This window comes from Vibrio satsumensis, assembly GCF_050337435.1.
In the GTDB taxonomy this organism is placed as follows: domain Bacteria; phylum Pseudomonadota; class Gammaproteobacteria; order Enterobacterales; family Vibrionaceae; genus Vibrio; species Vibrio satsumensis.
Window position 1 is genome coordinate 114,486 of record NZ_JAKJSX010000004.1, and the last position, 22,663, is coordinate 137,148.

Below are 22,663 nucleotides of genomic sequence, written 5' to 3' on the forward strand. Positions count from 1 at the left end.
ACAAAGTTAGCCCAACTGCAGTTGAAAATATAAATTTACGATAGAGAATGGTACGAAGGATAACAGGCAGATGAACTAGAGATATAAGAACCCGCTCAATCACCTATTTATATCAAGATGACTAAGCATAGAACGAAGATAAATGAGAAAAAGACCGTTAAATAATAGTCGACTCTTTCGAAACTTTAGTTTCGGTCACGGGCATAGGAACCAGCTCAATACTACCTGTGTCTGGATACGAATCACGGATAGCAACATACTCTGGTAAGTGGTTCAATAAAAGCTTAGTAAGCTGAGGATCAAATTGATAGCCACTTTCTCGCTCGAACAAATCGACAACCATCTCTAATGGCCACGGCTCTTTGTAACAACGAGTACTAAGTAGCGCATCAAACACATCCGCAACTGCCGTGATACGAGCAAACAAATGAATGTCTTCCCCCACCTTACCACTAGGATATCCAGTACCGTCCCAGCGCTCATGGTGTTCGTTAGCAATAATTGCAGCCAAATTAGTAATATCGCCAGATCCGCTCTTTAATAAGTTATAACCTGCAGTAGTATGAAGTTTCATTACTTCCCACTCTTGATCGGTTAACTTACCTGGTTTATCCAAAATTGATTCTGGGACTGAAATCTTACCCACATCGTGCATCGGGCTAATGATCTCAATCATTTCGACCTCACGATGGCTTAAGCCACGTTGCTTAGCAAGCAATGCCGATAGTTTAGCAACACGCTTAACGTGATTACCGGTTTCACCGGAGCGAGTTTCAATCGCCTCCCCTAAAACGTGAATCATATCTTTCTGAATATTAAGCGTTTGTTTCTGAAGTTTTAAAATTCGTTTGTTCTTTTTCGCGAGTTCCTTCTTTTGGCGCAAGGTGACAAATTGCATCAAAATAATCAGGCTCAAACCCGCAATCACCAGCGATAAACCCAATAACAACTGAAAATTTTTGCGAATGAAAGATGAAGGCTCGTTAATAAATACAGCCTCATCTGGCAAAGCGTTTGTGCTAATCCCGTGTCGTTTCATTGCAAGGTAATTAAATACAAAACGTTTATTGTCTCCGGGGGTCAACGGTGTCGTAAAACCAAGAGGAAGGTACTTATCGAGTGCATCGACAGCCTCTTCACCCATACTTTGTGAATGGTTAACATACCCACCGAGTACATCACCTGAAATGTAGAACTGCCACAAAGCAAACACAGGAGCTGCACTTGCCGTAGACAAAGTGTCCGCAATTTCTTGATAAGTGTGATAGATACCTTGTTTCAACTCGGTGTTGTAGTGACTAAGTAAAACTGCGTCGTCCGCAGAAATTCCTTTCAAAAATTGGCTTGTATGCTCGAGTGATAGATCGCGTATTTCTACCAAATTAATATTTGGGAATTTGGCCATCCTGATATTCATTTCTTTGCGGATCAGCTCAGAAGTGACACTGTAATCATTTATGAAATAGAGATTCTTTAGATTAGGTCTTAGTTTAGAAATCAGCTGGATATTTACGTCTATCTGATCGTTCTCGTAAAGCACAGTTGCTCTGTCAGATACTGCATACATATCTGTACTGGTGTCATTAATCCCAACGGCCACCACTGGTGTCGAACGATCAATTAAAGTGCTTAATGATTCAAGGAAATTGGCTGCGTTATCGTCAGTAGCAATTACCCCGTCAAATTCGTAACCAGCATATTTAACTTTCAAATAGTTCGAGAGAGAGCCGTAGTAGTCAGGGCTATGGATACGCTTTGAATCCAAATACTCGATCGAGAGTTTAACTTCGGTTTGAGATTGGCTGAACGCACTGTCTATCCCTTTTTGGAAATCAGCGGTCCATTGGTAAGAAGGTTCGTATGAGTGTAAAACTAGGATGCGTTTGATATCCCAGTCGTTAGCAAAACTGAGTGAAGAATAAGCGCTAATACACAATACAGCGATTGATATCAATAGCTTGCACATACAATACCCTTTAAATAAGATGGGGTATTGTACTTAGATTAACGCTTTCTCAAAGAATCTTTAGTTCTCGATCCACACTTTATCGCAAGAAGCATGATCTTGTACCCAAAAATCGTGTAACTGCTTAGCAAAGTCGTTGATACTTTGACCACTCCCAGCAACCACGTCCGATATCAACAGCGAACCTTCCACTGCTGTGACAATTGCACTCGCCACCACTTCACCACTTTGAGTACCAATATATAAAACATGATCATCAGACAGCATAATTTGGCTCAAGAACTCAAGCATGTGCGCCCTTTCGGCTTCATCTTGGTACACACTGGCTTGGTTAAGCGAGAACAGAACGGTCAGTTTATGGAAATCGACTTTATGCAGTTCATCTATTTGGGAAGGCATTTGATCTTGAGCTAGGAGTTGGTATGACTTGGATGGGAGTTTGCTTTGATAAAGTTCACGACCTAGGAGGCTTTCTTTTGCGGGGTAAGCAATGTCGAGCTGACTAAACAGCCATTGATTTTTCTTATGTGCTATTTCAGGTATTTCGTTATTCATTCTTTTAGTACCTACGGTTAGTATCCCCAAATATCGCAGCTATTTGGAAGACATAGGGTCGGCTGAGGTGCCGAGCTACAAGCAGAAAGCATACAGAGCATGACCAAGGCCAACAAGTACTTTAAATGCCTCATCTTTTTCATCATCCAACAACACCCTTTAAGAACTTAACGAAAAGCTCTACACTCGTACTCAAGCTTTCAATATCCTTATAGTAAACAGAACTATATAAATAAAAAGGACTTCTTATGAAAAAAGCCTTAATAGCAGCAGGTATCATCACAATGTTAGCTGGCTGTTCAGACAATGAGGTTGGCGACGTCTCACTGGGTTTCTTCACCATGAAGGATATCAAGATGTCTTCATTAGATGACGATAAGATCGCAGGTGTTACCTGTCATATCGCATCAATCGAAGCAAACCTAAGTCTCTCTGATCCAAGCGATAGCTCAATCTCTTGTCGCCAAACTGGTGAAATCACACCAGAAATGATAGCTCAAATAGACAAGAGCAAATCAGGCGAAGTGGTATTCAAGCAGTCAAAAAGTATCTTCTTTAAAACAATGAAGGTCCGTCGTATCTACGATGCAGAGAATCAGTCACTGCTTTACTTATCTTACACCACCAAAGAAACGGAAGGCAGTTTCAAACATAGCCTTTCAACTGTTCCGCTTTGGGGTACAGAGGCTTACGTAGATCCAGCAACGCTTGTTCCCGCTGAATAGCCTCAAGCCAAAGTAAGACTATTCACCTGTACACTCATTGTGCAGGTGATTCAAAATGTAATAAAAATGAAAGAAACAGAAACAAAATGTGATATCATGCGGCAAAATTTTTTCACTGTATTTTTCATATGAAGTTTCCTGGACAGCGTAAATCTAAGCACTACTTTCCAACTCACGCACGTGATCCGTTGGTCAACCAAATTCAACAAACACCTAAGCTTCACCGCGCAACGATTGTCGGTGTTGGCCAAACGATTGTTGATATCGAGGCCCGTGTTGACAACGAGTTCCTAGAAAAATACGAGCTGAGTAAAGGTCACTCACTGGTATTGGAAGAAAGTAAAGCAGATGCGCTGTATGAAGAGTTAGTTGCGCGCGGTTTGATCACGCATCAATACCCTGGCGATACTATCGGCAACACACTGCACAACTATTCTGTACTTGCAGACAGCAAATCTGTACTGCTTGGCGTTATGTCTAAGAAGATTGAAGTTGGCTCATTCGGCTACCGTTATCTGTGCCGTACTTCTTCTCGTATGAATCTAAACCACCTTCAAACTGTTGATGGTCCAATTGGTCGCTGCTACACGCTGATTTCTGAAGATGGCGAACGTACGTTTGCAATCAATGAAGGCCACATGAACCAACTACTTCCAGAAAGCATTCCTGAAAAAGTGTTCGAGAAAGCTTCTGCATTGGTTGTGTCGTCATACTTAATGCGTGGCAAACCTGAAGATCCGATGCCAAAAGCGGTACAAAAAGCGATTGAATATGCGAAAGCACACAATGTGCCTGTTGTACTTACGCTTGGTACTAAATATGTGATCGAAGGTAACGCTGAATGGTGGCAAGAATACCTGAAAGAAAACGTAACCATCGTCGCGATGAACGAAGACGAAGGTGAAGCGCTAACAGGCGAAAAAGATCCTCTGCTAGCTGCTAACAAAGCACTTGAGTGGGTTGACCTAGTTCTATGTACTGCAGGTCCTATTGGCCTATACATGGCAGGTTACACTGACGAGCCAGCGAAACGCGAAACCACACTGCCATTGTTACCGGGTAATATCCCTGAATTCAATAAATACGAATTTAGCCGCGCTATGCGTAAGCAAGACTGCAAAGACCCAGTAAAAGTGTATTCTCATATTGGCCCTTACCTCGGTGGCCCACTTGAAATTAAGAACACAAATGGTGCTGGTGATGGTGCACTTTCAGCACTGTTACACGACATGGCAGCAAACAGCTACCACCACGTGAATGTACCAAACTCTGAGAAACACGAGCACGCTTGTCTAACTTACTCTTCACTGTCTCAAATTTGTAAGTACGCAAACCGTGTAAGCTACGAAGTATTGACTCAGCACTCTCCTCGCCTTTCTCGTGCACTACCTGAACGCGAAGATAGCTTAGAAGAAACATATTGGGATCGTTAACCGACCATATTGGATTGCTGACTGATTGAGGTTAGCGCCTAACTAGATTACCTTTTCCTAAAGGGCTGCCATATGCAGCCCTTTTTGTATTCGACACTAATATAACTGCAGCTGAGGGTAATCTGTTCGAATATTTTGCTCGTTTAAGATTTGATCTCGCGCAATGACTCTTGAGATCTGTCATTTTCCAGCACATAATTCGTGTGGTTTGCCTTTACTTGGCAAATTTATACAGTACCATCGCCACGCAAACGTTTACGTACCACCTTTCGGTTCTGATATAAGGATCAAATATGCTGTCTGATATTGATATTTGTCGCTCTACTCCCCTTAAAAACATCAGTGAGGTTGCCAAGCAAGCAGGCCTGCACCACAACGAACATCAGCCATTAGGGCAATACAAGTCTAAAGTGTCTCTCACATCACTTGAACGCCTCGTCAACCAACAAGATGGTAAATTGGTCGTGGTAACGGCTATCACACCAACGCCTCTTGGTGAAGGCAAAACCGTCACCACTATTGGATTAGCACAAGGCCTCGCAAAGATTAACCAATCTTCCATGGCCTGCATTCGCCAACCTTCAATGGGCCCGGTATTTGGTGTAAAAGGTGGCGCTGCGGGTGGTGGTTACTCTCAAGTCGCTCCTATGGAGCAATTAAATCTACATCTGACGGGTGACATTCATGCTGTGACGGCCGCTCACAACCTCGCTTCTGCCGCCATTGATGCGCGTTTGTATCATGAACAGCGTGAAGGGTTAGAAGCCTTTGAAGTGCGCTCAGGCTTAAAAGCACTAGATATCGACCCAAGTAGAATCGTTTGGCGGCGTGTGCTCGACCATAATGATCGCGCATTGCGCATGATCACGGTTGGCAAGAACGAAGCAGACAAAACAATTAATGGCTTTGAGCGAGAAGATGGATTTGATATCTCAGCCGCTTCAGAGCTGATGGCTATTCTTGCTCTAGCTGATAATCTTCAAGATTTAAGAAAGCGTATCGGACGAGTGGTACTTGCTTACAATAAACAAGGCTTGCCATTGACCGCAGATGATTTCAACGTAGCGGGCGCAATGACAGTGACAATGAAGGACTCTATCGAGCCTACATTGATGCAAACCCTAGAAGGCGTACCGACCCTCATACATGCAGGGCCTTTCGCAAACATCGCCCACGGTAACTCTTCCATTATTGCCGACAAGATAGCATTAAAGCTGAGTGACTTTGTTGTAACTGAAGGTGGTTTCGGCTCAGACATGGGTTTTGAGAAAGCGTGCAACATCAAAGTAAAAGCATCCAACAAGAAGCCTGATTGTGCTGTCGTTGTCGCAACATTGCGTGGCTTAAAAGCCAATTCTGGTTTATACGATTTGAGACCGGGTACTCCGTTACCAGAGTCAATCTTTAGTGATGACCAAGACGCGCTTATTGCGGGTTTTGAGAACCTGAAATGGCATATCAATAACGTAAAGCAATACCGAGTACCGACAGTTATTGCGATTAACCGATTCCCGCAAGATTCAGCTCAAGAACTAGAAGCATTGAAACAGATGATCACTGACTTTGATTCAAACGTTAGCGTTGAAGTGAGTGAAGCATTTGGTCAAGGCGGCGAAGGCGCGACTCAGTTGGCGCATGCCGTGGTAAAAGCATGCCAAAGTGAGAGTGAATTTAAGCCTTTATACAACTCGGAGCAAAGCATAGAAGAAAAACTGATGGCTGTCGCTGAAGTCGGTTATGGCGCAGCAAGTATCTCGCTATCGCCACTGGCGAAAAAACAACTGGCTGAGTTTAATCAACACGGCTATAGCGACCTCTCAGTTTGTTTGGCAAAAACGCCTCTATCGATCTCTACAGAAGCACATATAAAAGGTGCACCAACTCAGTTTAACGTACCCGTTAGAGAGCTAAAACTGTGCGCGGGCGCCGGCTTTATTTACGCGCTGTGCGGAAATGTAATGACCATGCCTGGCCTACCCGACAAACCGGCTTTCATGTCATTAGATATTGATAGTAATGGAAATATTATCGGCCTGAGCTAGATGCTCTTAGCTAGATAAACTGCGAAAAATCGCGATTAACTGGCTCTGATTACAGACTGTATCGATCAATTGAGCAATGATTTTAATACGAAGTGATTGCTCAATAATCAAGCTTTAGTGCAAAAAGTTGCACTAAAATCGTCGTTATATGCGCATCTTATCTTAAGTTCTGGGGCAAGATCACATTAAAAACCCTATAAAATATATAGTATTGCGCTGATTCTTTAAGGACAGTGATGAATACGAGTATAAAAAAACTAGTCAGCCAATTTCTATGCACCATATTCGCTCTAGGATTAGTCCCTGCCCTGTATATCAATTCTGAATTTGACAGAGTTGAAGCTCAGCATACGCTAAATATCAAGCAATCGAGCCAAAATCAGATTGAATACAGCTTTCATGAACTCGCCGTTATCGTGGAGCAAATTTCTAACTCTGTCCCTTCTATTGCAGACTCTCAAACGTTACTTCGTGCAGTTCAAGATCCGTCACTCATCCACAAAGAAACACTACAAGATCTTTGGGTCATGTTAGCGCGTGGCCAAAAATACTATTCTCAGCTACGCTACCTAGATCTAGATGGTAACGAAGTCTACCGTGTTAACTACAAAGACGGCCAAGCCACGGTAGTTCCGGATAACGAACTGCAAAATAAATCTTCGCGTGATTATTATAAGGCACTAAAAAAATTAAAGATTGGAGATGTCAGCTCTAAAGGCATTGATCTTGAAATCGAAAACGGCAAAATTGTCCGCCCTTTGATTCCTGCACTTCGAATTATGACCCCCGTAGCTGAAGGCGACAGTATTGTTGGTTACTTCATTGCGAACCTGAACATGCTTGAGATTTATAAGCGATTACATTACCAGATTGGCACATCAGCAGCAGTCCCAGTCATTCTCAACAAAACCGGGCATGTCATTATGGGGCCAGATCCGACTGAATCATTTGGCCATGTGATTGAGTCGCGCGCCGACAAAACATACGCAAAGCTATACCCTGCTCTGTGGAAAGATATTCAAGGCAATTCATCATCGAGCTATTTTGATGGTAAGAATTGGTATTTTCACTCCGACATCAGCCCTAAGATAAAGCAGTTTGAAGGCCCTATTTACATGGTTCTTCATATTGAAAACCAGCAATTTAACAGCCAATACCGACAAGAAAAACAAGCGATTTTCGTTCAGATCATCACCTTATCTTTCCTCATTTCGATGATCTCCGCAGGCTTTGTTCTGTGGAACAGAAACCATAAAAAAAACAGCATAGATAGCCAACTCGCAAAGGCCGCCATGAATGGTATGTCTGCTTTAGTCATTACAGACAGAAACAACCGAATCATCAAAGTAAACCAAGAGTTCACTCGTGTTAGTGGGTATGAGTTAGAAGATGTAAAAGGCCGACAACCATCTATGTTTGCCTCTGGCCGCTACAATCAAGACTTCTACATCAAAATGTGGAGCATTATCACTAAGACCGGAGTTTGGGAAGGTGAAGTGGTCAACCGCCGCAAAGACGGGTCTTTGATCACTGAAATACTGCGCATCCAAACCATTAAAGACTCTAAAGGTGTAATTCAGTTTTATGTCGCGTCATTTGTCGACATCAGTAAACACAAAGAACTTGAAAACAAACTTAGAAACCTAAGTGAGAAAGATGCATTAGCTGGGTGTTGGAACAGACGAAAGTTTGACCTTGAACTTCGAGATGAGTGTTCTCGTGTTAATCGTTACCCTACTCGCGAACAATCTTGTTTAGCCATCTTGGATATTGACTACTTCAAACGCATAAACGACAGGTTTGGGCATGATTATGGTGATCGAGTCATTCAAACAGTTGCTCAAGTACTTCAACGTGAATGCCGTGAAACTGATTTCGTCGCTCGCATTGGTGGCGAAGAGTTTGGCGTAATTCTACCTCACACAACAACTGAAGAAGCTGAATACGTTCTAAATAGGCTGAGAGTCGCTGTCAGCCTTGAACTCGACAACGTGGTCACCGTGAGCGGTGGGATTACTAACGTAACAAATGATCCAGCACTTAATTACAAGTGCGCCGATTTAGCGTTATACGAAGCTAAAGCGGCAGGTAGAAACAACGTATGCTTATTCCTAGACAAAGAGATGAGCGAAATAGCCTAGCAAAAGACAATGGCATCTCCTTGCTAGGCAACCGATCAGCTTGGAGCTGGATAAAATTCTAACTTGTTCCCCTCAACTACAAGAACACAATCCATCTTCGCGGCATGAGCGGCTTGCTTACCAAGATTGGTATCTTCAAACACAACACACTGCTTTGGTTGTAATCCCATACCAAAACACGCATCTAAGAAAGTATCTGGATTTGGCTTGTGGTTTTTAACGTCTGTTGCTGTCACTAGGATATCGAGCTTATTCAGGATATCCGTTTTATCTAATAGCTGCTCCGCACTTTTACGTTGACTCCCCGTCCCGACAGCTATCTTCTTACTTCCTAGATTTTCTAACAGTAGAGAATGAGTACACGGGATGATATCGCCTTTATCTTCAATAGCGGCAAATGATGCCATCTTAAACGCTGAAACAGCTTGTGGATCGAGCGATAAGCCGTATTTACTGTTCACCTCATCGGCTATCTTATAACTCGGCATTCCACCTAAGCTGTGCAGCCAAGATGCTTCGAAGTGAAAGCCGAACTCTTCTGCCGTCTGCTGCCATGCTTTGACATGTGCTGGCATTGTATCGATCAACGTACCGTCCATATCAAAGATTAATCCTTCATACGCCGTTAAATCTATTTTCATCACTACTACCACTCTTTAAGAAAATTACTGATACCATAACCAATATTCAGTATCATGACCCCATATTACCGTTCAAAATGGATGTTTATGTTACAAATATCTAACTCTGTTTCGATTCAAGACTGGGAACTTCAGCTAACTGCGATCAGAGCACAAGGAGCCGGCGGCCAAAACGTCAATAAAGTATCGAGCGCGATACATTTACGTTTTGACATCAAGCACTCCACCCTACCTGATTTCTATAAAGAAAAGCTCCTCGCACACAAAGATAGCCGCATTACTAAAGATGGTGTGATTATCATTAAGGCGCAGCAGTATAGAACTCAAGAACAAAACCGTGATGATGCTTTGGTGCGTTTGAAAGAACTGATCCTGGAAGCGACAAAGGTTCAAAAAGTAAGACGAGCAACTAAGCCGACGCGTGGCTCTCAGAAAAGACGTTTAGAAGGTAAAAAGCAAAGAAGTACCACCAAGCAACTGCGCGGAAGAGTAGAATAATAGTTTCATGTCATCAGTGAACACACCACCTACCAAACAACCGTTTTAACTCTATTTGCTTGAGCAAAAACGATACCTATTAGACCAAATCGCTACGGCTGTTTTTTGACCGACAAAATCAGTTTGATCAACAACATTCTCTCTTCGCTGGTCAGTAAACGACTGACCGCTGCAACATCTTCTGCTGTAGCTTGTGATGCGCCAACAATATCAAGCACGACATCCAAATCCGTCACTTTTAAGGTTCTGGTGATAGAACGATACTGAGACATTTTGATGTCAGCTTCACCACGTTCAATCCTTTGATAGGTTTTTAAACTCATTCCCGCACTTGAGGCTAATTTTTCTTGCGACAAATTGGCTTGCTTTCTGCGATCAATCAGCGCCATTATTATGGGTTCTTGTGACATAAGCTTACCCTCAATAGACAGTTATGACCTAATTTCAGCAAGAAGCAGACCATATTGACTCACAACGGTTTACATACGCCATTAAAGGCATATTATTCGATCATTAAAAAACGTTACGTTTCATAAACTTTGACACTTAGAGCGGTCGTGAACGTACAGGCTAACAAACTTGATTACTCAAGTGTTGGGAAATAATAAAAATTGCAAATTGCGAATAACAAAGACGTCAAATTGGAAATTGCGAATCGTTATACATTGGCATTTCCTTGCATAAAGCACGCTTTAGAATCAGAGAATACCCGCAGTCAAATTATCGCGGTACAGCATAGGCTACTCACCTACAAAGAAGTGTTGTTGCACGGGAACATGTTGGAAGATAAGGAATTAAAACGGGCTTTTTCTGCATTGAACCCAAGCGAAAAAGGTGTCGCGCAAGGTGGCATCAAAAGCATCAATGATGCAATAAAAGAGATGGATGAGATTATCGAAAGATACAGTAGAAAAGCATCTACTGAATTATGCGTCTAATCAATTAGTATCAACGAGTAGCGCAAAACTCTCAACGGCTTAAACAAACAGACCAGACCAAAACAAAACAGCCAATCATTATTGAATGACTGGCTGTTTGTTTAACTAACATGAGGAATCAATCTAACGAGAGGTAGCTCTTCTAAACCCACCTAGTAACATCAATGCGCCTAGTAAGCCAAACGACACACTCCCCCCGCTGCTACCAGAACCAGACGAAGTACGTGCATTGACATAAGCCGTTCGTTTGGCGTCTGTTGCAACAAACTTAGCGGTTTCATTCCCTGCAATAACGCTATCGATCCAATCTCTATAATCATAGATTTCTGTAAATACAGAGGTCACCGCAGAATTACCACCACATGTGTCCGGGCCAAAGCTCGTGATACCAACCTGTCGATAGTCAGCACCATCTTTCCAATAGACTGGACCACCAGAGTCACCTTGACAAGTACCATTATAAAGACCAGTAAATACGCTGTAGTCACCATTAAAACAAATTTGATTATCCGTTAATACCGAACCATCAATAAAGGCATTTGCACAAGTCGCGTTGTCTACGTAATTAAGAGATGCTTTTTGCAATAAGGTAGTAGCGTCATACCCTGAACGTGTATCGCCATGACCAACAGCGGTAAACATCTCCAAAGAACTACGGTAACCGTCGGAGCTTGGGCGCTTAACAACATCGTTCACTGAATCTATATTAAGTGCACTTTCAAGCTTTAGGACAGCCACATCGTTACGTAGTAGATCACTCAACGCATTTGAGTAGTCGCTGCGATAGTAAACTTCGGATACACGCGATTTTTGAACATTACCATTAGGAAATTGAGACGTATCTTCGAGCTGTGGAACCACAGTAGTAAATAACTGTCCCTCCTCATCACCATAAATACAGTGCGCAGCCGTTAAAATATGCTTTGGGTCTAAAATGGTTGCTCCACAGTATGGGCCGGTAGAATAAACACCATCATAATCAATACGGTCGATAAACAAACTCGCCATTGAAGGGAAATCGGCAACGGAAGCATTGCTACCATTCACGATATAAGGTGTTACGCTCGTGTCAGGAGAAGTTTCGATCGAGTTTTCCGTTGCCATAACACTTGATGTGTAAATCAATGGCGCTAAAAGTCCAACAACGGCCTTACGAACCGGACTCAATTTATGGTTCACATTCATAGATAACTCCTTGTAACCCCTACTACTTATTTACAGAAATGATGAATCGCCACCATAACACGTCACAACCAACAGTATAGTAAGTATTTGTAACGATATGGCCACATCTCTCATTTTATAAACTAATTTTGAGTAACCGAACTGAGTTGTAATACAGAAGGTTATACTATTCCAACAACAAAAAAGCCTACCGTTTGAAATCTCAATACAGAGAGGTGAACGATAGGCTTTCAGTTAGCTCAGTGGTTTATCTTAAAAGAGATTAGCCACGGTAGTAACGTTGAGGTACGAATGGCATTTTTTCTACTGTCATTGGTAGCTTCTTACCACGAACTTCAGCAAATACTTCTGTACCGATAGCAGCAAGATCAGTGCGTACGTACGCCATTGAAACAGGCTTACCCGCGTTAGGACCAGCAGTACCACTCGTTACCACACCGACTTTGTTTCCTTCCGCATCGAACAGCTCAGCACCTTCACGTACAGGAGCTTTAGTTTGACCCACTAGGCCAACACGCTTACGTTGAACGTCTTTAGTCGCGATTTGCTCAAGGATGATATCAGCGCCAGGGAAGCCGCCAGCACGTTCACCGTCAGTACGACGCACTTTTTGAATACCCCATAGAAGGCTAGCTTCTACTGGAGTAGTTGTTGTATCTAGGTCGTGACCGTATAGACATAGACCACATTCAAGACGAAGTGAGTCACGAGCACCAAGGCCGATCCACTCTACTTCTGCTTCTGATGTTAGTTTACGAGCAAGCGCTTCAGCGTGATCGTTAGGAACTGAGATTTCGTAGCCATCTTCACCCGTGTAACCACTGCGGCTCACGATGCATTCAACGCCGTCGATATCAACTTTTTGAACGTCCATGAACAGCATGTCAGCAACGCTTGGTTGGAAACGAGCTAAAACTTCAGACGCTTTAGGGCCTTGAAGTGCTAATAGAGCGCGATCATCAATCACTTCCATTTCTACGTCAGCTGGAAGGTGCGCAGTTAGATGGTCGATATCTTGTGTCTTACATGCTGCATTCACAACAACAAACAGGTGATCGCCTAGGTTAGCAACCATCAGGTCATCCATAATGCCGCCCTGCTCGTTAGTAAAGAACGCATAGCGCTGCTTACCAGAAGGAAGGTCAATAATATCTACAGGAACCAAAGATTCTAAGACAGCAGCGGCGTTCGCGCCATGAAGACGAAGTTGCCCCATGTGAGAAACATCAAAAAGACCGGCAGCATCACGAGTGTGTAAGTGCTCTTTCTTTACACCTAGTGGATACTGAACTGGCATATCGTAGCCAGCGAAAGGAACCATTTTTGCACCCTCTTCAACGTGAAGTGCATGCAGTGGTGTTGTTAATAGGTCTTGATTAGCGTGTTCTTGAGTCATTTTCTTCTCCATGAAGCGTTGCAGGCTTTCCAAACCGAGTCTGCCGCTTATATCTCTATTTAGAGTCGCTTCTAACGATACGGATTAACATTAGAAACAGTAGATAGTAAAAAGTGATGTCTTTTATATAGGCTTATATTGTTGCTTTATAAATATGAATAGCTGTACAAATCCCATACAACTCACTTTCTAAGAATTCACTTCAGTAAACTTCAATCAACATGAGTAAACCGTGTTCACTATAATAAACAAGCCTGAGTGAGTTTTACACCCTTAACAAGATTAAAACAGCTCAAAATGTGACATTTAACAATTTAAAAACAATTTATAGATACATACAAAAACGCGATATTGATGATTTTCACATCAATATCGCGTCTATTGGCTAACGTTCGAAACAAAAGCAAACGTTTGCATTCACTATAAGAAATACTAAGTTTGTTAACTTATTTTGCAGTCACCCACAAAATGAGTGCATCTTCTGTACTGGTGGAAATCAGCATATGGCCCATATTGGCATCATAATACATGCTATCGCCTTCGTTCATTGGCACAGGTTCGTAGAATTCTGAGTAGAACATCACATCCCCAGAGATGATCATTAAGAACTCTTCACCGTCATGACGCACCCAATCGTTATACTCTTCAAAAGTACGTGCTCTCACTCGACTCTTAAACGGCATCATCTTCTTATTAGAAAGCTCAGTCGCAAGCAGTTCATGCTCATAAGTCGGTGTTGGGTGCGGTTTACCTTGGCCTGCCTTGGTTAAGTCGCGACGTCCTGTTGCCACTTTTTTTCTTGGCGGTTCAAAGAGTTGCGGCATGTCTATTTGCAACCCCATCGCCAACTTCTGCATTGCTTGAAACGTTGGCGAGATCTGTTCGTTCTCGATTTTACTGAGCGTAGAGCGAGCTAAGCCTGTTCTTTGACTTGCCTCTTCTAATGTAATTCCAAGCTTGCCGCGGATATCTTTAATACGTTGGCCAAGCCTAAGTGGTTCGATATTCTGGTCTAACGTCTCTTTCGCCAACGTTAAAGATGGGTACTCATCATAAATGTCTTCTGACATAGGTCCCTCATTAATTTCTTGCTTCCTGTCTATTAATTTCATTGTTGCATGAAGCGCTTTATTGATTAAAGAGCACACAGAGAAATAAAGCGTGCTCCCTGTAGCAAAACCAGAAAAGTTGTTTCCTATTGGAAATTTTTGTTGAAAATTGATTTTATCGGAGCTATGTTATCGACTTGTTAGATGAAGAGATGCTACTTCAGCTTGCAGCAAATGATAGATTTAACATTTGTAAGAGCTGTTTTTACCCGAACTTTTTGGGAAACAATTCGTGCTGCATTGACCCTACAACGATCGCTTAGACGCTGTAAGAGTATATTTATAACGCAATTCACGTTTATTTATACCTATATAGCGCAAACGATTCCGATGCAGAAATCAACGTAAGACCTAATGGACTATAAAAACAATCACCATTAGCTTAATGAAAGGTCTCGACAATGAACGCTTACCAAAACCATAGCTTAGACAGTTTTTTCACTACGAACCTATCTGGTACTGACGATGCAGTATTTGCTGGCATCCAAGCAGAGAATACTCGTCAAAATGAACAAATCGAACTTATTGCTTCTGAGAACATCGTTTCTAAAGCAGTAATGCAAGCTCAAGGCACTTGCCTAACAAACAAATACGCTGAAGGCTACCCAGGCCGCCGTTACTACGGTGGTTGTGAACATGTAGATACAGTAGAAGCTATCGCGATTGAACGCGCTAAACAGCTGTTCAAATGTGAATACGTAAACGTACAGCCACACTCTGGCGCTCAAGCCAACGGCGCAGTGAAACTTGCCCTACTTCAACCTGGTGACACTATCTTAGGCATGTCCCTAGATGCTGGTGGTCACCTTACACACGGTGCACGTCCTGCAATGTCTGGTAAATGGTTCAACGCGGTTCAATACGGCGTAGACCGCGACACTCTTGAAATCGATTACGAAGCAGTCCGCGCTTTAGCTATCGAAAGCCAACCTAAAATGATTATTGCTGGTGGTAGTGCTATCCCACGCGTTATTGATTTCGCTAAGTTCCGTGAAATCGCTGACGAAGTTGGCGCAATCCTAATGGTTGATATGGCACACATCGCGGGTCTTATCGCCACAGGTGCTCACCCGAGCCCACTACCACATGCACACGTTGTTACAACAACAACGCACAAAACACTTCGTGGCCCACGCGGCGGTATGATTCTGACTAACCACGAAGACATCAACAAAAAGATCAACTCTGCAGTGTTCCCTGGCCTACAAGGCGGCCCACTAATGCACGTTATCGCGGCTAAAGCAGTGGCGTTTGGCGAAGCACTTGGCCCAGAATTTAATACTTATATTGATTCAGTGATCGACAACGCAAAAGTTCTTGCTGAAGTGTTGCAAACTCGCGGTTGTGACATAGTGACTGGCGGAACAGACACGCACCTAATGTTGGTTGACCTTCGTCCTAAGGGCTTGAAAGGTAACGTAACTGAAGAAGCATTAGAGCGTGCGGGGATCACATGTAACAAAAATGGCATACCATTCGACACAGAGAAGCCTATGATTACCTCTGGCATTCGTTTAGGTACGCCAGCTGGAACCAGTCGTGGTTTTGGCACTGAAGAATTCAAACTTATCGGTGAATGGATCGGCGATGTACTTGATGGCTTAGTTGAAAGCCCTGAAGGCAACGCTGAAGTTGAGCAACGTGTTCGCAAGCAAGTTAAAGAGCTTTGCAAGCGCTTCCCTCTTTACCGTTAGACCGTTTTTAAGATTTAAATTAAAACCTCATAAATTTTTGGAGAATAAGCAATGGACAATACACTAAAGTTTGCAGACAGCCACGAGTGGGTAAAAGACAACGGTGACGGTACTGTAACTATCGGTATTTCTGAGCACGCTCAAGAGATGCTAGGTGACGTTGTGTTTGTTGACCTGCCTGACACTGACGACGAAATCGAAGCTGGCGAAAGCTTCTCTCTAGTTGAGTCAGTGAAAGCTGCTTCTGATATCTACGCACCAATCTCTGGCGAAATCGTAGAAATCAACGAAGAATTAGAAGATAGCCCAGAGCTAATCAACGAAGAACCTTATGAAGGTGGCTGGATTGTTAAAGTGAAGATGTCTGATGCGTCTGAACTAGACAACCTTAAAGATGCGGAAGAATACCTAAGCTCTATCGAAGAAGACTAATAGGTAACCTCATTACGATAAAGCTGCTCTTTTGAGCAGCTTAATTTTAGGGGCTAGCTCACGGCTCCAGAGAGAAAGTAGAACATATCATGACTGAATTACTTCAAAGCCAATTACTAAAAGACCTGGGTACTCAAAACGAGTTTGTTGCTCGTCATAACGGCCCTAATAAAGCAGACCAGCAGAAAATGCTTGAAGCGATCAACGCGACTAGCTTAGACGCACTGATCGACGAAACGGTTCCTGCACAAATCCGTCTTGAAAAACCAATGACACTTGCTGCGCCACTGAGCGAAATGGACATGCTGACCTCTCTTAAAGAGATCGCTAACCTAAACCAAGTGAAACGGACCTTCATTGGCCAAGGCTACTACAACACATTCACTCCAAACGTTATTCTGCGTAACGTTTTAGAGAACCCAGGCTGGTACACAGCTTACACACCATACCAACCAGAGATTTCTCAAGGTCGTCTTGAAGCTCTATTAAATTACCAACAAATGGTCATGGACCTTACTGGTATGGAAATCGCAAACGCATCTCTTCTTGATGAAGCGACAGCGGCTGGCGAAGCGATGACACTGTGTAAGCGTGCTGGTAAAAGCAAGAGCAAAGTATTCTTCGTTGCTGACGATGTTCACCCTCAAACACTAGAAGTTGTTAAAACTCGTGCTGAGTACATCGGTTTTGAAGTAATGGTTGGTGCTCTTGAAACACTTCCAGAGCAAGACGTATTTGGTGCGTTAGTTCAATACCCTGGAACTACAGGTGAAGTTCGCGATCTAACCGACATCATTGCGAAAGCTCAAGCAAACAAAACGCTTGTAACGGTTGCAACTGACCTACTTGCTTCTGCTCTACTTAAGCCAGCTGGCGAAATGGGCGCAGACGTAGTCATCGGTTCAGCTCAGCGTTTCGGCGTTCCTATGGGTTACGGCGGTCCACACGCTGCATTCATGGGTACTCGTGAAAAGCATAAGCGTACAATGCCAGGTCGTGTCATCGGTGTTTCTATCGATACTCACGGTAACCAAGCACTACGTATGGCAATGCAAACTCGTGAGCAACATATCCGCCGCGAGAAAGCGACATCGAACATCTGTACAGCTCAAGCACTTCTAGCAAACATGGCTTCTTTCTACGCGGTTTACCACGGTGCAGAAGGCCTACGTACTATTGCTCGTCGTACACACCACATGACAGCTATTCTAGCGGCTGGCCTGACTAAATCGGGTTACGAGCTAACGAACAACAGCTTCTTTGATACCATCACGATCAACTCTGAAGAGAAGACAGATGCACTGTACGCGAAAGCGCAAGCAGCAGACATCAACCTTCGCCTTCTTAAAGGTAAGATCGGTATCAGCTTAGATGAAACAACCACAATCGACGACGTGAACGCACTGTTCGCAATCTTCGACGTGAAAGAAGACGTTCAAGCACTATCTTCTGACATTGCATCAAACGAATTTGCGGCAATTCCAGAAAACTGCCGTCGTGAATCAGAGTTCCTAACTCACCCAGTATTCAACACGCACCACAGCGAAACGCAAATGATGCGTTACCTAAAACAGCTTGAGAACAAAGACTTCTCACTAACGCACGGCATGATCCCACTGGGCAGCTGTACGATGAAGCTGAACGCTGCTGCTGAGATGATCCCAGTAACATGGCCTGAGTTTGGTTCAATTCACCCATTCGCACCTCTTGATCAAGCAGCGGGTTACACAGCGCTAGCGAAAGATCTTAAAGAGAAGTTATGTGAAATCACCGGTTACGACGATTTCTCACTACAGCCGAACTCTGGTGCATCTGGTGAATACGCAGGTCTAATCGCGATTCAACGTTACCACGCAAGCCGCGGTGAAGCTCACCGTAACGTTTGTCTGATTCCAAGCTCAGCGCACGGTACTAACCCTGCAACAGCATCAATGGTTTCAATGAAGGTAGTGGTTGTTAAGTGTGATGAAGATGGCAACATCGACATGACAGACCTAGCAGCGAAAATCGAGAAGCACAAAGAAAACCTATCAAGCATCATGATCACTTACCCTTCTACGCACGGCGTATACGAAGAGCAAGTGAAAGAAGTGTGTGAACAAGTACACGCAGCGGGCGGTCAGGTTTACCTAGACGGCGCGAACATGAACGCTCAAGTAGGCCTAACTTCACCTGGCTTCATCGGTTCAGACGTATCTCACTTGAACCTACACAAAACATTCTGTATCCCACACGGTGGTGGCGGTCCGGGTATGGGTCCTATCGGCGTTAAATCGCACCTAGCACCTTTCCTACCAGGTCACATCGAAAACGGTGTACAAGGTTCAGACTACGCGGTATCAGCTGCAGATCTAGGTAGTGCTTCAATTCTACCTATCTCTTGGGCTTACATCGCTATGATGGGCGAACCTGGCCTAACAGACGCAACGAAAGTAGCGATTCTGAACGCGAACTACGTGATGGAAAAACTACGTCCTCACTACCCTGTTCTTTACCGTGGTACTAACGGCCGCGTAGCGCACGAATGTATTATCGATATTCGTCCACTTAAAGAAGACACAGGCATCAGCGAAGAAGATATTGCTAAGCGTCTAATGGACTTCGGTTTCCACGCACCTACTATGTCTTTCCCAGTAGCGGGCACACTAATGGTAGAGCCAACTGAATCTGAAGATTTAGAAGAGCTAGACCGTTTCTGTGAAGCGATGATCGCAATCCGTCACGAAATGGCAGCAGTGAAAGCGGGTGAATGGCCACTAGACAACAACCCTCTAGTGAACGCGCCGCACACACAAGTTGACCTTTCAGGCGCAGAATGGGAGCGCCCTTACTCTCGCGAACTGGCTTGCTTCCCATCGAAAGCAACGAAGAACTCGAAGTACTGGCCTACTGTTAACCGTGTAGACAACGTATACGGCGACCGTAACTTAATCTGTTCTTGCCCAAGCATCGATAACTACGAAGACTAATTTTTGTAGATTTTAGATAAACAAAAGCGAACCATTTGGTTCGCTTTTTTTGTTGGATAGTCAATTATTTTAAGCTGATAGGCTAAGATCCTTCAATCTGGTCCGCAATACACATATTGGTTTGAGTATGGCTAATGGTTACCTAAGCTTTGGTGCGCTTTTAACACAAGTAATAAATTTGTCTACTTCTGCATAGAACTTGGCCGGATCGTTTTGCACCCAGTGGTTTGCGCCCTCAAACGAAACATTGTCTAACGTACTAATAAACACTTTCGCACGTTCACACCCCTTTAAGCTGTCAGTACCCCAAAAATATACTTTAGGTATGGATAAGTTTTCGTAGATTTGTCCCCAGCCAACCACGCCACGGATATCTTGAGTCGCATGTTGCCCGTAGATTTCACTGGCGGTTTGACCAAGAACCTCTGGCTCACATCGTCTAACTGACGAAAGATACTTAACACCCGCTCCGTGTCCCCAAGCCATGGCAAAACGTTTTGAGAAACCTTCTCCTTTCACCCAGTTCGTAAATTCATCAGTACTTAGTTCAGAATATGTGTCTGCAATAATCTGGGATAGAATGATGCTTTCTTCGTGCAACCCGCCTTCAGCATTAATGAAACCACGCACGATACCTTTCGTGTCGTATTCACAAACCAACGTCGATGTATCGCCGCCCCAAGAGTGCCCAAGTAGAAAGCAATCATTGATGCTCAATAGGTCGAGAGCTTTCAATATTCGCTTTGCTTGGGTTTCTGTTGAATGGGATATGTCTGAAGCAGGAGAATAGCCATAACCACAAAGGTCGAACATGACTAAGTTGTAATTCGGGAGCCAATCTAACGAGTCGGCAAAACATAAATGTGACTCACCCAACCCATGAATTAACACTAATGTTTCCTGAGACTCTTTGATGTCAGTCGACAAGCAATAAAGCTGGTCACCATCAATCTCTAACCACCTTTCTATCAACACATTACCCTCTCACTTCTAATCGCAGAATTTGGATTTATCATAACGAATCCAACACGATAAGAAAGGTTAATTTGGTGAAGTTTTATAAACTCATTGACCTTACCGTAAGGGAAAGGTTTAAGGTTAACTCACGAGTTCAATATGACTAGGAAACGATTATGGGATGTTGTAACAAAGCGCCAAAAGGTGGAGCCCCTCTTGGCTTATTTTTGAAAGTCACACTTGGGATTGGTCTTTTTGTGTTTCTGTTGGCTTTGTGGCAGTAAGAAGTTTACACGCTGCCAGATTTGAAGCTAAGAAGTGATGGTATACAAAAATAGTTGGTGCCATAGTAGTGTGTTCAATGTGTTGTTTAAACCTAGCGGTATGACGTTTATCCTTTCTTTCACGCCACAACCAAATTATGAAATTAAGAGGAAGTCTGCCAACAGATACCCAAACACCACTCATTAGTACATTAGTAGTTTTCGTCCAACTTCAAGCTGTTTCTAAAAAATAGACAACGGGGCAATACTTCGACCGATCATCACCCCAAAAATAGCAGAAAATGCAGTACGAATAACAAATTCAGGCGCCCCTTTATTCTCTCGAGTTTCCACTTAGAACACTCGCTATCTGGATCTTTCATTATCCCCTCAATAAGATATCCAACCTGGGCATATAATGTCCACGTTAAGCGGACTAAAATTATGTGGTAAACTTGTTGAGAAACGAAACATTGAAAGGTGATTCAGTTTTATTTAAATGACTTGGATTAAACATTTTTAATGTAGCTTAACCTTGGCCAGTTTTCATATAAACACAAAAGGCCCAAAAGGCCATATAGACCATATAGACCATATAGACCATATAGACCATATAGACCATTCGCGAAGGACTATAATTAATAATCAGACAAAGACTCAACCAATAATTAACACTGCCCGCAACGTCATCTTCTTTAATAAAATCATTATATTTCTTATGATAGGAAAAGACCACGTTTATAAGTGGTCTTTATAATATATTATTGTCGACTATAGAATAGACTTAGTAAGCAAAAAAAATAGCAAACCTATACTTACGTTTTCTGCTTGGCTCTATTTTCAAAAAAAACATCAATCCAATTTTGGTTTTGTATAAGCCAAGTGCATCCAAATATCAAAAAAATACCCAACATCATATTTACTGTTATTACAGAATCAAAAAATATGTATGCCATTACGGCAGTGGCAGCTGGGACACAAGAAAAGTACGTAGATACATTAGTCACCGTACCCGATTTTAAGGCTTTTATAAGGAGCATAGATGAAAGCACAGAAATTAAAAGTGACTGCCAAAGTAATGCTGATATGGAAATATTGTTCACATCAAATTTAAACTCACTAAAAATAATAGTTGTAGGCAATAGTATTAGTGTTGCTGAAAAACATTGAAACAACATGTTTTTTTCAATAGGTATGTTTGAACAATATTTTTTTTGATGTATAGAACCAAATGTAACACCTAATAACGACAAGATTGCAAGTATAAGATTTTCAAAATTTGTCGTTCCCAAGCTGAAATTTTCCACCGAAAAAATCAATGTACCGAGTACACAACCTAAGACCCCATAAATTTGAAATTTCGAATTTAGATCTCTAGATACTATTAACGTTAAAACTGGCTGCAATCCTAAGACTATCGTCAACATCGCAGGACTGATTCCTGACACCAATGAATAAGAGAAAAAGACCGGATAGAGAAATTGTATAAACACTCCTACAATCATGGCATGTACCATACTCCTATTATCTACTTTATTATTTCTTAATATTAAAAAATTAATAATTACGAAAACAAATAATGCAATAATCACTCTAAGTGTTATAAAAGTAAGTGGGTTAGTATAACTCAATCCTATCGAAGACGCGATATAGCCGGAAGCCCACAGAAAAACAAAAATCCATCCTAAATATTTCACAGATAGCCTCCCAGCTATAAAA

At 42.7% G+C, this 22,663-nt stretch carries 18 protein-coding genes; 9 read left to right on the forward strand and 9 right to left on the reverse strand.

The features are described from left to right. Positions 1 to 157: 157 nt before the first annotated feature. Both L4C44_RS03625 and L4C44_RS03630 read right to left on the reverse strand, forming a co-directional pair. Complete coding sequence (locus L4C44_RS03625; protein WP_146491623.1) at positions 158 to 1,966, reverse strand: HD domain-containing phosphohydrolase; 1,809 nt, start codon at positions 1,964 to 1,966, stop codon at positions 158 to 160. A 60-nt stretch (positions 1,967 to 2,026) separates the two neighbouring features. After that, positions 2,027 to 2,521, reverse strand: coding sequence for a hypothetical protein (locus L4C44_RS03630; protein WP_428804382.1), 495 nt, complete (start codon positions 2,519 to 2,521; stop codon positions 2,027 to 2,029). Between the two features lie 248 nt (positions 2,522 to 2,769). Here L4C44_RS03630 and L4C44_RS03635 point away from each other — a divergent pair, with 248 nt between their 5' ends. The 4 genes from L4C44_RS03635 (at position 2,770) to L4C44_RS03650 (ending at position 8,862) form a co-directional block, all read left to right on the forward strand. Beyond that, positions 2,770 to 3,246: a CreA family protein gene (locus tag L4C44_RS03635; RefSeq protein ID WP_146491625.1), complete on the forward strand. Its 477-nt coding sequence runs from the start codon at positions 2,770 to 2,772 to the stop codon at positions 3,244 to 3,246. A gap of 128 nt (positions 3,247 to 3,374) precedes the next feature. After that, a complete protein-coding gene (locus L4C44_RS03640; protein ID WP_146491626.1) occupies positions 3,375 to 4,679 on the forward strand; it encodes an inosine/guanosine kinase in 1,305 nt (434 codons plus the stop codon). A gap of 293 nt (positions 4,680 to 4,972) precedes the next feature. After that, positions 4,973 to 6,721: a formate--tetrahydrofolate ligase gene (locus L4C44_RS03645; RefSeq protein WP_146491627.1), complete on the forward strand. Its 1,749-nt coding sequence runs from the start codon at positions 4,973 to 4,975 to the stop codon at positions 6,719 to 6,721. A gap of 236 nt (positions 6,722 to 6,957) precedes the next feature. After that, the gene (locus L4C44_RS03650; RefSeq protein ID WP_428804383.1) at positions 6,958 to 8,862 is read left to right on the forward strand and encodes a diguanylate cyclase; all 1,905 of its coding nucleotides are present in this window, start codon (positions 6,958 to 6,960) and stop codon (positions 8,860 to 8,862) included. 35 nt (positions 8,863 to 8,897) lie between these two features. Here the strand turns inward: L4C44_RS03650 and L4C44_RS03655 are convergent, their stop codons facing one another. Next, the gene (locus L4C44_RS03655; RefSeq protein ID WP_428804577.1) at positions 8,898 to 9,503 is read right to left on the reverse strand and encodes a beta-phosphoglucomutase family hydrolase; all 606 of its coding nucleotides are present in this window, start codon (positions 9,501 to 9,503) and stop codon (positions 8,898 to 8,900) included. 87 nt (positions 9,504 to 9,590) lie between these two features. Between L4C44_RS03655 and arfB the strand changes: the two genes are divergently transcribed. Continuing rightward, positions 9,591 to 10,001 (forward strand): alternative ribosome rescue aminoacyl-tRNA hydrolase ArfB, encoded by a 411-nt coding sequence (gene arfB / locus L4C44_RS03660; protein WP_004730912.1) that lies wholly within the window; start codon positions 9,591 to 9,593, stop codon positions 9,999 to 10,001. 92 nt (positions 10,002 to 10,093) lie between these two features. Here arfB and L4C44_RS03665 read toward each other — a convergent pair whose 3' ends face one another. Further along, the gene (locus tag L4C44_RS03665) at positions 10,094 to 10,411 is read right to left on the reverse strand and encodes a helix-turn-helix transcriptional regulator (RefSeq protein ID WP_285954521.1); all 318 of its coding nucleotides are present in this window, start codon (positions 10,409 to 10,411) and stop codon (positions 10,094 to 10,096) included. Between the two features lie 201 nt (positions 10,412 to 10,612). On the opposite strand from L4C44_RS03665, the gene L4C44_RS03670 reads away from it, so the two are divergent. After that, entirely contained in the window at positions 10,613 to 10,939 is a 327-nt protein-coding gene (locus tag L4C44_RS03670; protein WP_146491629.1) for a hypothetical protein, read from the forward strand. A 123-nt stretch (positions 10,940 to 11,062) separates the two neighbouring features. On the opposite strand, the gene L4C44_RS03675 is transcribed toward L4C44_RS03670, so the two are convergent. The 3 genes from L4C44_RS03675 to L4C44_RS03685 form a co-directional block, all read right to left on the reverse strand. Further along, the gene (locus L4C44_RS03675; RefSeq protein WP_428804384.1) at positions 11,063 to 12,124 is read right to left on the reverse strand and encodes a S1 family peptidase; all 1,062 of its coding nucleotides are present in this window, start codon (positions 12,122 to 12,124) and stop codon (positions 11,063 to 11,065) included. 262 nt (positions 12,125 to 12,386) lie between these two features. Beyond that, on the reverse strand, positions 12,387 to 13,520 hold the full coding sequence (gene gcvT / locus L4C44_RS03680; RefSeq protein ID WP_141922143.1) for a glycine cleavage system aminomethyltransferase GcvT: 1,134 nt from the start codon (positions 13,518 to 13,520) through the stop codon (positions 12,387 to 12,389). Between the two features lie 446 nt (positions 13,521 to 13,966). Then, positions 13,967 to 14,590, reverse strand: coding sequence for a helix-turn-helix domain-containing protein (locus L4C44_RS03685; RefSeq protein WP_428804385.1), 624 nt, complete (start codon positions 14,588 to 14,590; stop codon positions 13,967 to 13,969). Positions 14,591 to 15,030: 440 nt separating this feature from the next. Between L4C44_RS03685 and L4C44_RS03690 the strand changes: the two genes are divergently transcribed. The 3 genes from L4C44_RS03690 to gcvP all read left to right on the forward strand — a co-directional run bounded on the left by L4C44_RS03690 (position 15,031) and on the right by gcvP (position 19,724). Then, positions 15,031 to 16,323: a serine hydroxymethyltransferase gene (locus tag L4C44_RS03690; RefSeq protein ID WP_054546921.1), complete on the forward strand. Its 1,293-nt coding sequence runs from the start codon at positions 15,031 to 15,033 to the stop codon at positions 16,321 to 16,323. A gap of 51 nt (positions 16,324 to 16,374) precedes the next feature. Further along, on the forward strand, positions 16,375 to 16,755 hold the full coding sequence (gene gcvH / locus L4C44_RS03695; protein WP_017072176.1) for a glycine cleavage system protein GcvH: 381 nt from the start codon (positions 16,375 to 16,377) through the stop codon (positions 16,753 to 16,755). 89 nt (positions 16,756 to 16,844) lie between these two features. Next, positions 16,845 to 19,724: an aminomethyl-transferring glycine dehydrogenase gene (gene gcvP, locus L4C44_RS03700; RefSeq protein WP_428804386.1), complete on the forward strand. Its 2,880-nt coding sequence runs from the start codon at positions 16,845 to 16,847 to the stop codon at positions 19,722 to 19,724. 138 nt (positions 19,725 to 19,862) lie between these two features. Here gcvP and L4C44_RS03705 read toward each other — a convergent pair whose 3' ends face one another. After that, positions 19,863 to 20,699 carry an alpha/beta hydrolase gene (locus L4C44_RS03705; protein WP_428804387.1) on the reverse strand — a complete coding sequence of 279 codons (837 nt, stop codon included), beginning with the start codon at positions 20,697 to 20,699 and terminating at the stop codon, positions 19,863 to 19,865. Between the two features lie 1,060 nt (positions 20,700 to 21,759). After that, positions 21,760 to 22,641: a DMT family transporter gene (locus tag L4C44_RS03710; RefSeq protein WP_428804388.1), complete on the reverse strand. Its 882-nt coding sequence runs from the start codon at positions 22,639 to 22,641 to the stop codon at positions 21,760 to 21,762. Between the last annotated feature and the right edge of the window lie 22 nt (positions 22,642 to 22,663).

Bases quoted from the DNA above. Each gene is read 5' to 3' on its own strand.
- L4C44_RS03640 (WP_146491626.1), top strand. From the start codon at position 3,375: ATGAAGTTTCCTGGACAGCGTAAATCTAAGCACTACTTTCCAACTCAC.
- arfB (WP_004730912.1), top strand. From the start codon at position 9,591: ATGTTACAAATATCTAACTCTGTTTCGATTCAAGACTGGGAACTTCAG.
- L4C44_RS03635 (WP_146491625.1), top strand. From the start codon at position 2,770: ATGAAAAAAGCCTTAATAGCAGCAGGTATCATCACAATGTTAGCTGGC.
- L4C44_RS03645 (WP_146491627.1), top strand. From the start codon at position 4,973: ATGCTGTCTGATATTGATATTTGTCGCTCTACTCCCCTTAAAAACATC.
- L4C44_RS03685 (WP_428804385.1), bottom strand. From the start codon at position 14,590: ATGTCAGAAGACATTTATGATGAGTACCCATCTTTAACGTTGGCGAAA.
- L4C44_RS03650 (WP_428804383.1), top strand. From the start codon at position 6,958: ATGAATACGAGTATAAAAAAACTAGTCAGCCAATTTCTATGCACCATA.
- gcvH (WP_017072176.1), top strand. From the start codon at position 16,375: ATGGACAATACACTAAAGTTTGCAGACAGCCACGAGTGGGTAAAAGAC.
- L4C44_RS03690 (WP_054546921.1), top strand. From the start codon at position 15,031: ATGAACGCTTACCAAAACCATAGCTTAGACAGTTTTTTCACTACGAAC.
- L4C44_RS03675 (WP_428804384.1), bottom strand. From the start codon at position 12,124: ATGAATGTGAACCATAAATTGAGTCCGGTTCGTAAGGCCGTTGTTGGA.
- L4C44_RS03665 (WP_285954521.1), bottom strand. From the start codon at position 10,411: ATGTCACAAGAACCCATAATAATGGCGCTGATTGATCGCAGAAAGCAA.
- L4C44_RS03655 (WP_428804577.1), bottom strand. From the start codon at position 9,503: ATGAAAATAGATTTAACGGCGTATGAAGGATTAATCTTTGATATGGAC.
- gcvT (WP_141922143.1), bottom strand. From the start codon at position 13,520: ATGACTCAAGAACACGCTAATCAAGACCTATTAACAACACCACTGCAT.
- gcvP (WP_428804386.1), top strand. From the start codon at position 16,845: ATGACTGAATTACTTCAAAGCCAATTACTAAAAGACCTGGGTACTCAA.
- L4C44_RS03630 (WP_428804382.1), bottom strand. From the start codon at position 2,521: ATGAATAACGAAATACCTGAAATAGCACATAAGAAAAATCAATGGCTG.
- L4C44_RS03625 (WP_146491623.1), bottom strand. From the start codon at position 1,966: ATGTGCAAGCTATTGATATCAATCGCTGTATTGTGTATTAGCGCTTAT.